Raw genomic sequence first — 16,396 nt, 5'->3', positions numbered from 1 at the left:
CTATTATCGCGTAAGTGAGGTGACTAGGCATGAACATTCGTGCTGTGAGAACGTCCGATTATACAAGCGTGATTTCTGTTCTTAACGATTGGTGGGGCGGCAGAAATATGTCTGATATGCTGCCGAAATTGTTTTTTGTCCATTTTCAACAAACGAGCTTTATTGCAGAACAAGACGGGGAAATGATCGCCTTCTTAATTGGGTTCGTGTCGCAAACCAATCCGAACGAGGCGTATATCCATTTTATCGGTGTTCACCCGAATTATCGAAAGTCCGGGATCGCGAAAAGGCTGTACAAAACGTTCTTCGAAACCGTACGGCAATACGATTGCGACACCGTCCGCTGTGTGACTTCGCCGGTTAATGCGACTTCGATCGCTTTCCATAGCCGAATAGGCTTCCGGATCGAAGAAGGCGACAGCGAGGTAAATGGGATTCCCGTACATACGAACTATGACGGAAGAGGCGGAAGCAGAGTGCTATTTGTTACCTCTATCAAGTAGAAGACTTCGGATAAAAGAAGCAGCCGTTTCCCGGCAAAATAGCGAGAAACGGTCGCCTACTTTTGGCATCTTGTACGCTTACTTCTTACTCCTCCGAAGTCCCATACCTCGGCGGTGCCGGAATCCCCTGTTCAGCCGCTCTGCTCACCGATTCCCACGCCTCCCAAGTCGCAATGCGCTCCTTATAAGTGTTTCTGGCTATATCAAAAATTGCGCTGCCCAAAATAAGCCGCAAAGGCGGGTTCTCGCTATCCACCAGCTTCATAAGCGCTTCGGCGGCCAATGCAGGATCGCTATCTATCGAACCTTCCGCATACTGCTTGGCCAGTTCCTCGCGCAAGGAATCGTAGGCCTCTAATGGCTGGCTATAGCGCATAGTTGCATACAAATCCGTCCAGTACCCGCCCGGCTCTACGAGTGTCAGCTTCACTCCAAAATGGGCTGCTTCTTGTGCTAACGCTTCGCTTAACCCTTCTAACGCGAATTTGCTTGCACTATACATGCCTGTCATCGGCCCTGAGATTACTCCTCCTATGCTGGAGATTTGAATCAAATGTCCTGCCCGCTGCTCACGCAAGTAAGGGAAATACCGCCTGAGAAACCCATAGAGCCCCGAAAAAATTCGTTTCCATGAGATCTCTTGCGTCGTCCTCGCTCAGTTCCTCGACCATGCCTAACGTCATTGTGCCTGCGTTATTCACGACAATATCAAGACGCCCGAAATGCTCAATCGCCGCCTTTACGGTTGCAAATACAGATTCCCGCTCCCGGATATCAAGCCGTAAAAATAACAGCGTATCTTGGTATTGTTCTTTCAGTGTTTCTAACTTCCCGACGGTTCTGGCGACGGCTACAACCTGATCCCCTGCCTCTAGCGCGGCATTGGCAAATGCATATCCAAGCCCCTTGCTGGCGCCCGTAATCAACCACACGCGTCTCTTCTTCATATTTCGTTCTCCAGACTTAAACAGCTCTTGCGTTGTCATAGGAAACCCTCCTATCCAAAATAAAAAAACACAGACAAATGCTCTGCCTGTGCCAACCATAATCGGATAGGAATATCCCTGTATGAGTCCATGTTCGAACAGAACAGCGCCAAAGAAGCCCTCGATCAAATAACGTAGGCAGATCCTTACGACACTTTCCAAGACATGAACTAGACGGCATATGGACAGACTTATCCCGATTACTCTGCTGACAGGCAGAGAAACAAAGAACCAATGAATGCAAATGGCATAGTTGGCTTATCGGGAACAATCTATCACACATAACCCTCCGTTCCTGTTAGATACCAATACTGTAACAATGCCGCCCAGTAATTTCAACCAAAATTTAATGACATCAAAATTGCCTTTATCTTGATCATAGTCTTCATGTTCGTTTGCTAGGGCAGCTATCGTTGAAGTTTTATTTACCAGCAAATGCTGAATGTTTACTAGCTTTCCACGCTTTATAACGCTTTGAAATCGTCGGCTCAATCATCAGATAGTTGTTGATCGTATCTTCCACATGATAGATCGTCGGCAAGCCGTCCGCCAAAATATTTGTAAAATCCACTGCTGTATAGATATCGTTTTGAATGTTGAGGTATTCGCGGGCAAATGCGTCCGCTTCATCTGACAACTCTTTCGAGCTCAATACGCCGCCCCAGTTTTGACGGTAGAATTCAGCGCCTGTCATTTCATCTCGTTTGACAAGCTCAATATCCCAAGCATCCTCTTTGCGACTGTACCTGCTCACCAGATCATTCTTGATCAGCCACGCAACGAACATGCCCGTCGGGATGTAGGCTTGAGCGGTACTTAGTTTCTGCGGAAACTCGCCTTCATCAAGCCATTTGGCTTTATCGAATATGTAGATTTCTTTCTCTGGAATTTGAAACAGGACATCTCTAGGGGCGGCTTCCATGTAACCTTTATTAGTCAGTTCATCGGCCAACTCCTTCATCCGATCGATAGCTTCCTGCTTCGTAGAATATGGCTCGTATGTTGGATTCGCCGTCTTCTTATCGGGATATAACCGCCCTTTAATGATATTGAGAATACATACCTCCGCAGCCTCCGTAATCATCAAATGCCGATAATCGGTAAACGTTTTGCGCTGATTGGTTAATACGATCTCTAGTGTAAGAGATGCAAACAACAGCGCAAATGAAAAAACCGGCTCCTTTTATTAAAAAGGAGTCGGTTTCGTCCAGCTCAAACGCAACTGATTTCATTCATATTGTAGTAAGGTCTCTAAGTCTTACCTTTTCCCAGGATCGTATGTTTCCCCAAGTGCGCTTGGCCCGCTTGTACGTCCAACTGCAAAAAGCAGCACCAGCAGGGTTAACAGATATGGAAGCATGTAGAAGACTTCGGTCGGGATACTTTTAGCCCAATCATAAATAACAACCTGATCCTTGAGCGCTTGCGCAAATCCGAAGAAAATCGCCGCGCCAAACGCACCTACCGGGTTCCATTTCCCGAAGATTACCGCAGCAAGTGCAATAAAGCCTTGACCGGAAATCGTGTTTTGCGCGAAGCTGCTGTTCGCTGTTAAAGCCACCGTAGCGCCACCTAAGGAAGCGATCGATCCCCCAACCAGAATGGACAGCGTACGAAGGCGATTAACCTTCACGCCTGCCGTATCAGCAGCCCCTGGGTGTTCTCCAACCGCACGCATCCGCAAACCAAGCGGCGTCTTATACATGACGAACCATACTACAAATACGCAAATATAAGCGATATAGGTCGTAGGATATGCCGTAAAGAATGCATTTCCGAGGAATGGAATGTCACTCAAAAATGGAATCGACCATTTAAAAAACACGTGATCGATAATCGGCGTCTCCGCAGATCCTTCGAACAAGAGCTTTACCATGAAGAATGTGGAGCTTGCCGCCAGCAAGTTGACGACAATACCGCTGATTACTTGATTTGCTTTAAATTTTATCGAAGCGATTGCATGAATGCCAGAGAAAATCAAAGTGAAAATCATTGCACCGAGGAGGCCTAACCAAGGCGATGCACCGCCAAGCCCCGCATTCTCCGCATAATGCGTCGTAATCGCAGCAGCAAAGGCTCCCGATACCATAAACCCTTCTAGTCCCAGGTTAATGACACCGGTTCGTTCGACGATCACCCCGCCGAGTGCGGCAAAGATCAATGCCGTGGCAAACACGAATGTTCCATTCAATAAATTCGCTAGAATATCCATGGTTTACCCCTCCTCTCGCTTCGATTTGCGTTTGAACATCTTGATGAACATGCGGATGGCTCCCGGAGCTGCCGCGAAGAAGATGATGATACTGATAACCATCTTAATAACTTCTGGAGGCACATCAGCACCGAAGCTCATCCCTTGAGCACCGTAATACAATCCGCCGATTAAGGCGGCAGATAAGGTTACCCCGACTGCTGTGTTCATGCCGAGCAGGGCTACCGCGATCCCATCGAACCCGATCCCTGACGTATTCGGTGCAATCGCCATGTATTTGAATACACCGAGTACTTCGAAAGTACCAATCAAACCGCCAAGCGCGCCGGAGATAAAGAATGTGCGAATCGCAATTCTTGACACTTTCATCCCTGCATACTCCGCAGCATGCTTATTGTGTCCTACTGCACGAAGCTCATAGCCCTGCTGTGTGCGATTCATATAGTAGTAATAACCGATAAGAATGAAGATGACGATGAAGAATCCCCAGTGAATGCGAGCGCCGCTGAGCAGATCCGATAACCACTGAATCTGGATGTCCGCAGATTCATGAATCATTTGCGAGCGGGACGTGCCTGCTTCCGCCATGTACGATTTGATCGTAATATGACTAAGATACAAGGCAATCCAGTTCAGCATGATGCACGAGATTACCTCATTCAATCCTCGTTTTACTTTGAATATGGCAACTAATGACCCCCATACCCCGCCGAACAAGGTTCCAACGAGTATCGCTACGATCCCATGGATGATTGGCGGCAATTCCAGCAGATTTCCGACCATCAGGGCCCCGAGAGCGCCCATCACGATCTGCCCTTCAACGCCGATATTGAACATTCCGCCACGGAAGGCAATCGCAACCGCGAGACCTGATAGAATCAATGGTACAATGGAACGCAGGGTCTCACCGATATCATAGACACTTCCGAAAATTTTATCGATCAACGAAGAGTAGGCAAGCAATGGATCATATCCGCCAACCAACATGACAATCGCGCCGATGACAATCCCGATGACAATCGAGATGACCGGAATCCAAATCGATTCTTGACGCAGAAGCTTTTTCACCGTGTTCAATTCGAGTCGCCTCCTTGTCGTCTGCCTGCCATCATCAATCCAAGCTCTTGATCATTCGTCTCTTCCGGATAAGCTTCACCTACGATTTGACCATTGAAGAGCACGATAATCCGATCAGCCACATTCATAATTTCTTCCAATTCGAAGGATACGAGAAGTATGCCTTTGCCATTGTCTCGTTCTGCAATGAGCTCCTTATGCACAAACTCAATCGCCCCGACATCCAACCCGCGTGTCGGTTGTGCAGCAATCAGCAGCTTAGGATGCCGATCGATTTCGCGAGCAATAATCAATTTCTGCTGATTTCCTCCGGACATCGCGCGTACCGGCACATCATATCCGGGAATGCGAATATCGAATGATTTCACGTATTTCTCGGCGAGCGTTAAAGCTGCCTTATGGTCCATTAGACCGCCTTTCGTCAATTCAGGCTTATAGTAGGTCTGCAAGATTGCATTTTCCGGCACCGTAAAGTCCAACACCAGACCATGCTTATGGCGATCCTGCGGAATATGCGACATTCCAGCTTGGCCAACCTCGCGCGGTGTCTTGTTCAAGACATCGACACCATCCAAATGAATCTCGCCCGACTCAACACGCCGCATTCCTGTTAACGCTTCGATTAACTCGGTTTGGCCATTCCCGTCAACTCCCGCGATGCCGACAATTTCACCCGCGCGAACCTGGAAGGAGAGACTGTCCACCGCAAGCTGCCCATTATCCCCTCGAACCTTTAGGTTGTTTACGTTCAGAACTGGCTGCATCGGATTGGCTTCCGCCTTCTCCGTCTTGAACCGCACTTCACGGCCCACCATCTTCTCAGCCAGTTCCTGAGGACTGGAATCCTTGACAACGACAGAGTCGATCACGCGGCCCCGGCGAATAATGGTGCAAGTATCCGCAACCTCCATGATCTCCTTCAGCTTGTGCGTAATAATAATAATGGACTTTCCTTCACTCGCAAGGCGTTTCATAATGGCAAGCAAATCCGTAATCTCTTGAGGTGTCAGCACAGCTGTAGGCTCGTCCAGGATAACGATATCCGCGCCACGGTACAGCGTTTTCAAGATTTCCACCCGCTGCTGCATTCCTACTGAAATATTCTCAATCTTTGCAGAAGGATCCACATTGAGGCCATACTGCTCCGATAATTGCCGTATTTTAGCTGAAGCACTTTTCAAATCGGTTCTCAGACCGGATTTCGGTTCCATGCCGAGAATAATATTTTCGGTTACGGTAAAAGGCTGTACGAGCTTAAAATGTTGATGCACCATCCCGATCCCCAGCTCAATCGCCCGGTTCGGGGTATCCATGATCACTTCTTGTCCATTGACCCAGATAGAACCTTCTGTTGGTTGATACAATCCGAATACGATATTCATTAATGTCGATTTTCCGGCACCATTCTCACCAAGTAATGCATGAATTTCGCCCTTTTTCAAAGCAAAGCTAATATCTTCATTCGCGACGACTTCACCAAAACGCTTTGTGATTCCCTTTAGCTCCAATACCGTTTCAGTATCCACCATGAAACGTCTCTCCTTCCTCCTCCAGAAACAACCCCCCGCTGATTAAGCGAGGGGAGCTTTTTGGTTCCAATCGGTTCTAATTGGTTCTAGTTCTCTACTTTTCTGGTACGACGATTTCACCGTCAACAATTTTTTTGCGGTACTCTTCTACTTTCGCCAATACATCTGCAGGGACATTTTTGGAGGATGTTGACGCAATGTCTACACCGTTTTCTTTTAGACCCATGTTCGTTACTTTACCGCCAGGGAAATTGCCTTCTGCCAATTGCTTCGTAATTTCATAGACAGCGATATCAACTTTTTTGATCATGGACGTCAATGTTACTTCATCGCCGAACGTTAAGGATTGATCTTTATCAACCCCGATAACCCATACTTTTTGCCCTTTGGAAACGCGCTCTTTGGCCTCGTTGAATACACCGTTGCCTGTCAATCCAGAAGCATGGAAAATGATATCTGCCCCGTCATTGTACATGGTCGCAGCTGCGGATTTACCCATATCAACGCGCGTAAATTGCCCTGTATAGTTCACAATCAATTGTGCTTTTGGATTTACAGCCTTGATCCCTTCACGGAAACCGGCTGCAAAGCGTTGAATTGGAGGAATTTCCATTCCGCCGACAAAACCGATTTTATTCGATTTGGTCATCAATCCAGCGATTACCCCAACTAAGTAGGCCCCTTCTTGCTCTTTGAAGGATACAGCCGCAACGTTCGGCACAACAATGGAAGAATCAATGATGCCAAGCTTTGCTTCCGGGTTTTCTTTGGCAATTTGTGTGATGGCACTATCCAATGTATAAGCTGTCGCCCATGTGAGGTCATAACCGCCTTTTACGAATTGGTTCAAGCTAGGAATGACATCAGAGTCTTGTTTTGGTTCCGCGTATTTTACATCATAGCCAAAATCAGCTTTCAGCTTTTGTAGACCTTCCCAAGCATTCTGGTTAAAGGATTTGTCATTTACGCTGCCCAAGTCGGTAACCATACCGATTTTCAATTTTTTGTCGCCAGATTCTCCTGCTGCTCCAGCCCCGTTTTTGGATTCATTTTTCCCGCCGCATGCGGTTAACACCATGGAAACCATCAATACGAATACAAGCAAAAGATTCATCTTTTTCTTCATCTGTAAGACCCTCCGATATATTTTTGTAAACTAATTTTCTTCCTTAGATTCACGTCTTAAGACGGTAAATCACATATATGACTTGTACTGCAGCCTCGGACGGAAAGCGGATGGTGAATCCGCTTACATTAAATCCCCCGAACCAACACTAGCGGTGTTCGAAAGCTGGGGACATCTCGATTATAGTTGGAGCTTAGAAGAACTTCAGTTAAGCGCTGCACTGTTTTTTTGTAATCTACTTCACAGAAAAGCGATAGCTTGCATTACTGAATTTATGCGTATACGTATGATAGGGTAATAGAGTAAAACGTTTTCATAAGTCAAGCGCTTGAAAATTAACCAAGGGGGTACGTTCCATTGAGTGTACATTTAGAAGCTAAAAAAGGTGAAATCGCACCAGTATCCTTAATGCCTGGAGATCCGCTGCGTGCGAAATATATTGCTGAGACATTCTTGGAAAATGCGAAATGCCACAACCAAGTTCGCGGGATGCTTGGATTCACAGGAACATACAAAGGCAAGCCTGTTTCTGTACAGGGTTCCGGGATGGGTGTTCCTTCTTTCGCGATTTACGCGACAGAATTGATTCAGGATTATGATGTTAAAACGATAATTCGAATCGGAACATGCGGCGCCATTCAGCATGAGGTGAAGCTTCGTGATGTTCTTATCGCGCAAGCAGTATGTACGGATTCTTCCATTAATACGAACCGTTTCCCTGGTTATTCATTCGCGCCGATCGGAAACTTCGATTTGATCAAAACAGCTTATGATATCGGCATGGAAAAGAATTTGAACCTGCGTGTAGGAAACATTTTGTGCTCGGACATCTTCTATACAGAAGACAATAGCAAGGAAACGATGATGAGGCTCGGCGCATACGGCGTGCTGGCTGTAGAAATGGAGACTGCCGCCTTGTATACGCTGGCTGCGAAGCATCAAATCAACGGACTAGCCATGTTCACGGTAAGTGATCATATCCTGACAGGTGAAGCTACAACAGCGGAAGAACGCCAATTGACGTTCAACGATATGATTGAAGTGGCATTGGAGACAGCAATCCGTCAGGGATAAGTATTGTTCATAGTAACAGTAACAAGCCCGAATATAGGCGCTCGGCAGAAATATACGCCATGCGTCATATTCGGGTTTCGACAATAAACCCCACAACGATTCACCCTCTCCAATCGTCCTTTCTACTCAGTTTACCATATTTAGACAAAATATTACACAATTTCTTTTACTGTCCCAATAGAAAATAGATCAAGAACAATACCGCGATCCCATACATTGCGGCCGTAATTTCAGAACGTCGTCCTGTGACGATTTTGACAATCGGGTAAGCAATGAAGCCGAATGCAATTCCATTCACGATGCTGAAAGTTAACGGCATCATAAGCATCATCAGAAATGCTGGAAAAGCCTCCGTCAAGTCATCCCACTGAATATCTTTAACACCTTGTATCATGAAACAGCCCACGATGATCAGCACAGGCGCAATCGCAGCATTCGGGATCATTTTCAAAATCGGAACAACGAATAATGCCGGAATAAACAATAGTCCTGCAATAAATGGCGTTAAGCCGGATCTTCCCCCTGCCGCGATGCCTGTTGCGGACTCAGCAACCGTTGTCGTCGGACTGCACCCCAGCATAGATGCCGCTACAATGGATAGCGCGTTAGCTTGAAACGAACGCCGGAACTTCGAATTGTCCGGCAGCATGCCTAACTGTGCCCCCATATTGGAAAAGAGAATGACCATCAATAAGGAAAACACCGCGATCCAGAAATGAAAGCTGCTAAATTGGCTAAAATCAAAAGCAAACAGCAGGCTGTCATACCCTGCCATGGAGAACGTAAAGTTGTCCATATTTGAGAAATCGACGATTCCAAGACATCCCCCAATGAGCGTTCCTGCAATGATTCCAATCAGGAAGTTCCCCTTCACCCTGCGCAAGAACAGCGGCACGACAATGGCAAGTGTCAAAATGGTCGTTAACGCATGCGGATCACGCAAGCTCGCTAATTGGACGAATGTACTCTCGCTCGGTACGATCACACCGCCATTTTTCAACCCTAAAAATCCAATAAACAACCCGATTCCTGCCGTCAGGGCTCGTATCATCGATACAGGTATCGTCTGCGACAAATAGGTAACGCCCTTCGTCAACGAAATGCAGAAGAACATAACTCCTGCGATACATGCGGCTGCCAATGCCTGCTGCCACGTAAGACCGAAGGAAGCCACCAACGTAAATACAAAAAACGCGTTATCCCCCATGCCGGGCGCCAGAATGAGCGGTGATTTCGCCCAGAATGCCATCAGCATGCATCCGACTATCGAAGAGAGTACGGTTGCAATCGTCGCGGCTTCATACGGCATGCCCGCAATGCTGAGAATAGCTCCGTTAACAGCAATAATATAGGCGATCGTAATAAATGAGGTCAGACCTGCCAGCATTTCCGTACGTATTGTAGTCTCGTTGTCTCGAATCTGAAACAAATCCTTTACTCGTGCATTCAATCCCTTTGCCTCCATCCAATTATTCCTCATTATTACTCGCAGCAAAACCATGGTACAATAGTGCTGATCTCACTATGAAAGGATATGGAAGTATGATAGATATTACTCAAATCCCACTTTTCTCTGAGATTCCAGCAGGTGATTTAGCTAGCCGCGTCGCGCCGATGCTTAAAGAACGTCATTATAAAAAAAATCATGTATTTATGTTCGAAAATGACCAAAGCGATGAGATTTTCATTCTTCGGACAGGAAAAGTCAAAATATATCGTATTCAAGATGGGAAAGAAGTTGTGCTCAGCATTCAACTCCCAGGTGAAATTTTCGGCGAAGCTGAGGCCATTTCTGGCGACAACCATCGGATTTGTACCATTGAGGCACTGGAATCGCTTATCGCATGGCAGATCAGTAAGCAAGATTTTTTGCAAATCATTGAAGAGTACCCATCTGTTCTCCACAAAGCATACGGTATAATGTTCCAAAGAGTTCGTGTTTTAAACCGCATGATTCGTTATATGACGTTCTGTGATGTGCGAGCGAAGGTCGCAAATCAAATTATGGATCTCTATTATAATTTTGGTCAAGAACATGGAACCGCTTACAAAGTTGATATGAAAATCAATCATGCCCTGCTCGGCAATATGGTTGGCATTACACGCGAATCCATTTCCAAAACCCTTAGTGACTTTCAGAGTGAAGGGCTGATTGATATTCGTCAGAAATATATCTATATCCTAAATTTAAAGAAACTGGAACAGATGTGCGAAGGAACGGAAGAGGTTCCTGCACTTCGGAAATGGTAGATTCCTCGTCAGCTAACAGCCTAACTATATCAAAAGAACGAAGCCGTATCAGTTACGCCAGTAACGTTTATTTTGTGAACTGGATCATACTATTGATATCGTAGTCCATTCATGAAAAGACGCCTAGATCCTTGGATCTAAGCGTCTTTCTAGCACAATTTGGCCTTCATCATGTAATTGGATCAACCTGTCAGACGATTTCATTGATGGCTGCCTTCAGCGGCCATGGCAATTTCTTTGGTTTGATGAACGGTGCCAAATGGATGCTTGGGAGGGCCATAGATCGTATACAGCTTAAGCGGTTTATATCCTGTGTTGATTACATTGTGCCATGTACCCGCCGGGATCATAATCGCATAATTATCATCGACCCGCTGCTCGATATCTAATTTATCCTTACTCTCTCCCATCCTTACAAGCCCATGCCCTTCTTCAATGCGTATGAACTGATCGGTTGTTGGATGCACCTCCAAGCCAATATCACTTCCAACCGGAATGCTCATCAGCGTCACTTGCAAATGATCTCCAGTCCATAAGGCCGTACGGTACATTTGGTTTTGCTCGGCTGCCTGCTCAATATTGACAACAAACGGCTGGCCCCCATAATCCTTCAATGCAATATGATTTCTCCTTGAAAAAAGCCCCTCGGGATTATACCAGCTGTAATCATATGGATTCCAACTATAGCACCGATTCACGCCGCTCGGGGGATAATGAACGGGATAATGCCATGGTTGGTAATAGTACGGATACATATTCATTCTCCTCGCACAGATATTATTCACCACCGTATAGACTATGCAGATGCCTATATAAAGGTTAGCAGATCCTGTTTGAATCATTCTCATTCGAATTCCACCCTCACCAAACCACGTCTCTGAAGGATAATTACAGACAAAACATTTCAAATGGTGTGACCTTTTTGATTGCTGTGAATTCCGAATTGTTGCTACCATAGTTCAACGTAGCGGTAAATAATAGCCAATGAAATGGTAGAGGAGTTACTCATGATGAAAAGAATTGTCACACTGAGCACACGCAAACTGATGGACACTGCAAAACACGGCGGATGCGGCGCATGCCAGACATCTTGCCAGTCTGCTTGCAAAACTTCCTGCGGCGTTGCCAATCAGCGTTGTGAGAACGCAATGAACAAATAACAAATAGGCAATGAACTTACCGCCGTCCTTCCAAGGACGGCGAAGTTGTTTCTATGGATACCACCTGCAATTTGTAGACAAAAGGAGCTTGATTCGCAGTATGATTCATCAATATCAACTGAACGGATACAACATCGTGATCGACACCTATAGTGGCTCAGTGCATGTTGTTGATGACCTGGCGTATGAGATCATTGCGCTTTATGAACAGGAAACACCCGAACGAATCCTAGCATTAATGAAGGAAAAACAATATACAGAAGAAAGCATTCGAGGGACAATCTCAGAGGTCGAGGAACTTATAAAGAATGAGCAGCTTTTTACAGAGGATGCTTATGAGGAACTGTCTATTCATTTAAAAGCACGAAAAACGTATGTGAAGGCGCTATGTCTCAATGTCGCGCATACTTGCAATCTGTCATGCGAGTATTGCTTCGCCAGCCAAGGGAAATACAATGGCGATCGCGCAATTATGAGCGTAGAGGTTGGACAAAGAGCTATTGATTACTTACTCGAAAATTCGGGCCATCACCGGAACCTTGACATCGACTTCTTCGGCGGGGAACCGCTTATGGCTTGGAAAGTCGTCAAAGAGATTGTAAAGTACGCCCGAAGCAAAGAGAAGGAATGGAAGAAAAAATTCCGCTTTACCTTTACAACGAACGGGATGCTGTTAAACGATGAGGTCACCGAGTTTTTAAATCAGGAAATGTACAATGTCGTCTTAAGTCTGGATGGACGAAAAGAGGTTCATGATCGGCTGCGTACAACCGTTACGGGCAAAGGCAGCTATGATTCTATCGTGCCGAAGTTCCAGGAATTCGTCCAAAAGCGCGGAGACCAGGAATACTATGTACGGGGAACGTATACGCGAAACAATGTCGATTTCACCAATGACATCTTCCATATCGCAGATCTTGGCTTTGATAAAATCTCGATGGAGCCTGTCATCTGTGATCCAAGGGAACCCTATGCCCTTACCGAGAAGGATCTCCCGGAGATCTACAATCAGTACGAAATTCTCGCCAAGGAAATGATTAAGCGCAGCGAACAAGGCAAAGGATTTACATTCTATCATTACATGCTCGATCTCTCAGAAGGCCCTTGCATCCAGAAAAGAATCACGGGCTGTGGATCAGGCACCGAATATCTTGCTGTCACGCCATGGGGCGAACTGTTCCCTTGCCACCAGTTTGTCGGGGATGAAGCGTATAGCATGGGCAACATCTGGGAAGGCATCACGCGGCCTGAGCTGCAATGCCAATTCAAAGAGAGCAACTGCTATACGAAGCCGGAGTGCCAGGATTGCTGGGCTAAGCTCTACTGCAGCGGCGGCTGCCCCGCCAATGCCTTGCATGCGACAGGCTCCATCAACGGAACCTACGAGTTTAGTTGTGACGTGTTCCGCAAACGGATCGAATGCTCCATGATGGCCAAGGTCGCCGAGTCAATTCGAGAGATGGAAGAGAGTGAAATGTAGATTGATGAAAGAGGGGCAACAGGCCCCTCTTTGCTATTTTCGTCCGTACTTGTCTGCCATATGTATCTAAATCATTTTGCGAAACATACGCATGTAGAAAGATTTGTATTGCTTTCATAATACGAAAAAGTGATCTATTGCCTACGATTTTCATGAATACGCTTGCAAAATTCTAAAAATGAAGGTGCAACAACTACTGCATCATCGGGGTTGTAGCTTTCTTCGTAATCCATATATTTAATTTCCCCGGTTTGGATATCAATCCAAAAATCATTATCCGCATGATTGTCGGCAAAAGGGATATGAAATAGAATGAAATTCTCAAAATCCTCAGAATAATCTGCCCTTCTATCTTTCGCTCTTTCAATGGACATTGTGTAATAAGAATCCTCTTCATCTTCGTTTAACGGAATATGAATTCAGAAATCTATTATTGTTCCCTTTAGAATGGTTGTTCATGTAAGTTCCACATCCTACTTTTCTATTTAATTTACATTCCAAAAGCGAGATGTTTGCAAATCCTGAAAGCTGATTTCTTTATATGCGGAGATCGCTTCCTATAACTACGTCTTTATTATAGTTCATACCATACCAGGTGCACATAAAAAAAAGAACGAATCCCTATAGTGTGGAATTCGTTCTTTCATGCTTGAATTTATTTAACGTCAACGGGTTGCAAAGTCTCACTTGGCTCTTTCTTTAGAGTCAACATGACGATAAGGGAAATGCAGTATAAGGCAGCTAAGTAGATCATTGCGACCGTCATATCATAACTTTGAAGAATATAGCCGACAAAGATTGGTGAAAATCCTCCAATTGCTCTACCGAAGTTAAAAATTGTGTTTGTCGCTGTGCTTCGAATCTGCACAGGATAGAAGCTGCTAATTAAAGCTCCATACCCGGCAAACATGCCATTCGAGAAGAAGCCGACAATCGCGCCACCGATTAAAATAGCGACACTTCCAGCAGCATAGGAGTATAAAAACACAGCACATGAAGAGGCAAGCAAGAAGATGCCGAAAGCACGCTTTGCGCCAAACCGATCCATAAACAGGCCGAACGTTAGCATCCCAACAATCATGCCAACCGCTGTACTAATCGTCCAAAGAGCAGAGCTTGAAACGGATAAGCCTTGCGATTTCTGCAGCATGGATGGCAGCCAAATCATTAAGCCATTGTAGCCGGCAATTTGCACCGTGGCCATAATAATCAAGGAAATTGTCGTCATCGTTGTTCTAGGCGTTTCAAATAGTTGAGCCAGCTTGCCTTTTTCACGTTGCTTGTTAATTTCTTTATTCTTCTGGGCAGCCAGCCATTCTGGAGATTCCTCAAGGTTTTTTCGCACAATAAAGGCGAAAATGACAGGTAACACGCCAACAAAGAATAAAGCTCTCCATCCGAAAAGCGGAAGAATAACAGCACTTAGTAACGCTGCTAAAATAACGCCGTACTGTGCACCCACACTCACATATGAGGATGCCCTTCCTTGTTTGTTCTTCGGCCAAGCCTCGGCAACGAGAGCCATGCCAATTCCATATTCTCCACCTGCGCCAAGACCTGCGATAAATCTGAACACATAAACTTGTTCAATATTCGTTGCTAGTCCAGTTAAAGCCGTCCCAATTGCAAACAACAAGACGGTATTCGTAAATACTTTTACCCGCCCATACTTATCAGCTAAAACCCCAAAAATAATGCCGCCTAGCAGCATGCCAATATTCGTTATAGAAGAAATCAGTCCACCCGTTGCGAAATCAATGTTAAATTCCGAAATAATCATTGTCATCGCAAAGGAAATAAACATAATGTCCATTCCTTCCAACGTTAATCCAGCTACTGAAGCTGCCACTGTTTTCTTACGATAATCCATTCTAACGATCCTCCAGTTTCTTGTTGATCTTTCTGCGTGTTTGAGGGAATGGATTACACAAGACTTTTCCATTCTCTTTTGAAGCCTCACAGGACTCCCTTTAAAAGAGGTACTAAAAATGCCCTTCTGCACAAAGGGCAAAAGGGCATGCGAAAACATAGATATTATTAGCCTTACAATATCACGTCGCCCTTTTCAGCCTCTCTGGACTGCATTAAAGGAAATTTATTTCGTGATACATACTAGCAAAATAGAGCAGATACTGTCAACATCCATTTCATGCTATAAGAGTGAATTAATATTTATATGGTACATATTAACCGTCAAAACTGAAATCTATTGATGGAGACTCTTAGGGCTTTTCACTATTTGCTCAATAGGGACTAATTAAGCCGCTTTAACCCTCTCTAGTGAGAAGGGATTGAGGTTGCTGAATTTATCTTGTATCAAACTTGAGAAAAGGCTTTTATAATTAAAGTCGCTCCTCCCATATCCAAATCGGCTGCTGAAGAACGATGGATGTAAGATTACGGTTGATTCTTTTGGAATTCACCGTCATCTCATTGCTAAGAACGATCACTGTTAATTCCTCGTCAATTAGCCGTGTAACATAATGACGGAAACCACTGGGATACCCTTCTGGATGCCCAACTGCTTTTTTTCCCATGACATCTTGCGTATACCATCCATATCCATAATCACCTTGCAATAACCAGATCCAAACACAACATTTTTCAAAAAGAAATCTAATTCTCCAAAATCATTCATCGTCGTTCCGTCTTCATCCAATCTATAAACAATCCCATCAAATCTGTTCATGATTAAGGGTTCATAAAGAATCTGGCCTATTGATAACCATGATTCTTTGTCGTCTTGCATATCTGAAAGAACATATTGATTACGCTCTAATTCACTGTAACTCCATAAATCAATGTCACCGCACCGCGCTCCATTTGTTACTTTTAATAAGTTCGTAATATTTCGCTAGCTTTAGAGAATCAGCTTCTTCATGAATCCCCGTGATCCCGTCATTTAATTTTCCAAAAACAATCGTTGAAGGATCTTCTTTTAAAGCTCCTTTTAGGCAATCAATCATTTTTGTAATGTCTTCGTTCATTTAAAATCAACC

General features: G+C 45.0%; 18 protein-coding genes. 5 read left to right on the top strand and 13 right to left on the bottom strand.

Annotated elements, in window-relative coordinates; all coding sequences use genetic code 11:
• The first annotated feature begins 29 nt into the window (after nt 1-29).
• Nucleotides 30-503 (top strand): GNAT family N-acetyltransferase, encoded by a 474-nt coding sequence (locus tag NO352_RS00435; protein WP_289354689.1) that lies wholly within the window; start codon nt 30-32, stop codon nt 501-503.
• An 85-nt stretch (nt 504-588) separates the two neighbouring features.
• Here the strand turns inward: NO352_RS00435 and NO352_RS00430 are convergent, their stop codons facing one another.
• The 7 genes from NO352_RS00430 to NO352_RS00400 form a co-directional block, all read right to left on the bottom strand.
• The gene (locus NO352_RS00430) at nt 589-1,080 is read right to left on the bottom strand and encodes an SDR family NAD(P)-dependent oxidoreductase (RefSeq protein WP_289354688.1); all 492 of its coding nucleotides are present in this window, start codon (nt 1,078-1,080) and stop codon (nt 589-591) included.
• Nucleotides 1,073-1,489: an SDR family NAD(P)-dependent oxidoreductase gene (locus NO352_RS00425; RefSeq protein WP_289354687.1), complete on the bottom strand. Its 417-nt coding sequence runs from the start codon at nt 1,487-1,489 to the stop codon at nt 1,073-1,075. The genes NO352_RS00430 and NO352_RS00425 overlap by 8 nt, the downstream gene beginning before the upstream one ends.
• 421 nt (nt 1,490-1,910) lie before the next feature.
• Nucleotides 1,911-2,645 (bottom strand): DUF7832 domain-containing protein, encoded by a 735-nt coding sequence (locus tag NO352_RS00420; RefSeq protein WP_289354686.1) that lies wholly within the window; start codon nt 2,643-2,645, stop codon nt 1,911-1,913.
• A 102-nt stretch (nt 2,646-2,747) separates the two neighbouring features.
• A complete protein-coding gene (locus NO352_RS00415) occupies nt 2,748-3,701 on the bottom strand; it encodes an ABC transporter permease (protein ID WP_005543020.1) in 954 nt (317 codons plus the stop codon).
• Nucleotides 3,702-3,704: 3 nt separating this feature from the next.
• The gene (locus NO352_RS00410) at nt 3,705-4,778 is read right to left on the bottom strand and encodes an ABC transporter permease (protein WP_005543021.1); all 1,074 of its coding nucleotides are present in this window, start codon (nt 4,776-4,778) and stop codon (nt 3,705-3,707) included.
• Nucleotides 4,775-6,307 (bottom strand): ABC transporter ATP-binding protein, encoded by a 1,533-nt coding sequence (locus NO352_RS00405; RefSeq protein ID WP_268620112.1) that lies wholly within the window; start codon nt 6,305-6,307, stop codon nt 4,775-4,777. Before NO352_RS00405 ends, NO352_RS00410 begins: the two co-directional genes overlap by 4 nt.
• A gap of 94 nt (nt 6,308-6,401) precedes the next feature.
• Nucleotides 6,402-7,433 carry a BMP family lipoprotein gene (locus tag NO352_RS00400; protein WP_163976923.1) on the bottom strand — a complete coding sequence of 344 codons (1,032 nt, stop codon included), beginning with the start codon at nt 7,431-7,433 and terminating at the stop codon, nt 6,402-6,404.
• A gap of 357 nt (nt 7,434-7,790) precedes the next feature.
• Between NO352_RS00400 and deoD the strand changes: the two genes are divergently transcribed.
• A complete protein-coding gene (deoD, locus tag NO352_RS00395) occupies nt 7,791-8,507 on the top strand; it encodes a purine-nucleoside phosphorylase (protein ID WP_005543024.1) in 717 nt (238 codons plus the stop codon).
• A gap of 166 nt (nt 8,508-8,673) precedes the next feature.
• On the opposite strand, the gene NO352_RS00390 is transcribed toward deoD, so the two are convergent.
• Nucleotides 8,674-9,972: an NCS2 family permease gene (locus tag NO352_RS00390; RefSeq protein ID WP_289354685.1), complete on the bottom strand. Its 1,299-nt coding sequence runs from the start codon at nt 9,970-9,972 to the stop codon at nt 8,674-8,676.
• A 77-nt stretch (nt 9,973-10,049) separates the two neighbouring features.
• Here NO352_RS00390 and NO352_RS00385 point away from each other — a divergent pair, with 77 nt between their 5' ends.
• Nucleotides 10,050-10,757 (top strand): Crp/Fnr family transcriptional regulator, encoded by a 708-nt coding sequence (locus tag NO352_RS00385; RefSeq protein WP_289354684.1) that lies wholly within the window; start codon nt 10,050-10,052, stop codon nt 10,755-10,757.
• A gap of 200 nt (nt 10,758-10,957) precedes the next feature.
• Here the strand turns inward: NO352_RS00385 and NO352_RS00380 are convergent, their stop codons facing one another.
• Nucleotides 10,958-11,512 (bottom strand): cupin domain-containing protein, encoded by a 555-nt coding sequence (locus tag NO352_RS00380; RefSeq protein ID WP_005543029.1) that lies wholly within the window; start codon nt 11,510-11,512, stop codon nt 10,958-10,960.
• Nucleotides 11,513-11,767: 255 nt separating this feature from the next.
• Here NO352_RS00380 and scfA point away from each other — a divergent pair, with 255 nt between their 5' ends.
• Complete coding sequence (gene scfA / locus NO352_RS00375; RefSeq protein ID WP_076321126.1) at nt 11,768-11,917, top strand: six-cysteine ranthipeptide SCIFF; 150 nt, start codon at nt 11,768-11,770, stop codon at nt 11,915-11,917.
• Nucleotides 11,918-12,017: 100 nt separating this feature from the next.
• On the top strand, nt 12,018-13,397 hold the full coding sequence (gene scfB, locus NO352_RS00370) for a thioether cross-link-forming SCIFF peptide maturase (protein ID WP_171415227.1): 1,380 nt from the start codon (nt 12,018-12,020) through the stop codon (nt 13,395-13,397).
• Between the two features lie 134 nt (nt 13,398-13,531).
• Here the strand turns inward: scfB and NO352_RS00365 are convergent, their stop codons facing one another.
• From NO352_RS00365 to NO352_RS00350, 4 genes are all read right to left on the bottom strand, one after another.
• Nucleotides 13,532-13,771 (bottom strand): hypothetical protein, encoded by a 240-nt coding sequence (locus NO352_RS00365; protein WP_187698640.1) that lies wholly within the window; start codon nt 13,769-13,771, stop codon nt 13,532-13,534.
• Nucleotides 13,772-14,052: 281 nt separating this feature from the next.
• Nucleotides 14,053-15,267 carry an MFS transporter gene (locus tag NO352_RS00360; protein WP_163976928.1) on the bottom strand — a complete coding sequence of 405 codons (1,215 nt, stop codon included), beginning with the start codon at nt 15,265-15,267 and terminating at the stop codon, nt 14,053-14,055.
• A 597-nt stretch (nt 15,268-15,864) separates the two neighbouring features.
• Complete coding sequence (locus NO352_RS00355) at nt 15,865-16,086, bottom strand: hypothetical protein (protein ID WP_289354683.1); 222 nt, start codon at nt 16,084-16,086, stop codon at nt 15,865-15,867.
• Between the two features lie 115 nt (nt 16,087-16,201).
• Nucleotides 16,202-16,384: a hypothetical protein gene (locus tag NO352_RS00350; RefSeq protein ID WP_268620115.1), complete on the bottom strand. Its 183-nt coding sequence runs from the start codon at nt 16,382-16,384 to the stop codon at nt 16,202-16,204.
• Between the last annotated feature and the right edge of the window lie 12 nt (nt 16,385-16,396).

The sequence above is a fragment of the Paenibacillus sp. S-12 genome (genome assembly GCF_030363895.1).
In the GTDB taxonomy this organism is placed as follows: domain Bacteria; phylum Bacillota; class Bacilli; order Paenibacillales; family Paenibacillaceae; genus Paenibacillus_B; species Paenibacillus_B alvei.
This window is presented reverse-complemented; position numbering and strand designations above follow the sequence as displayed.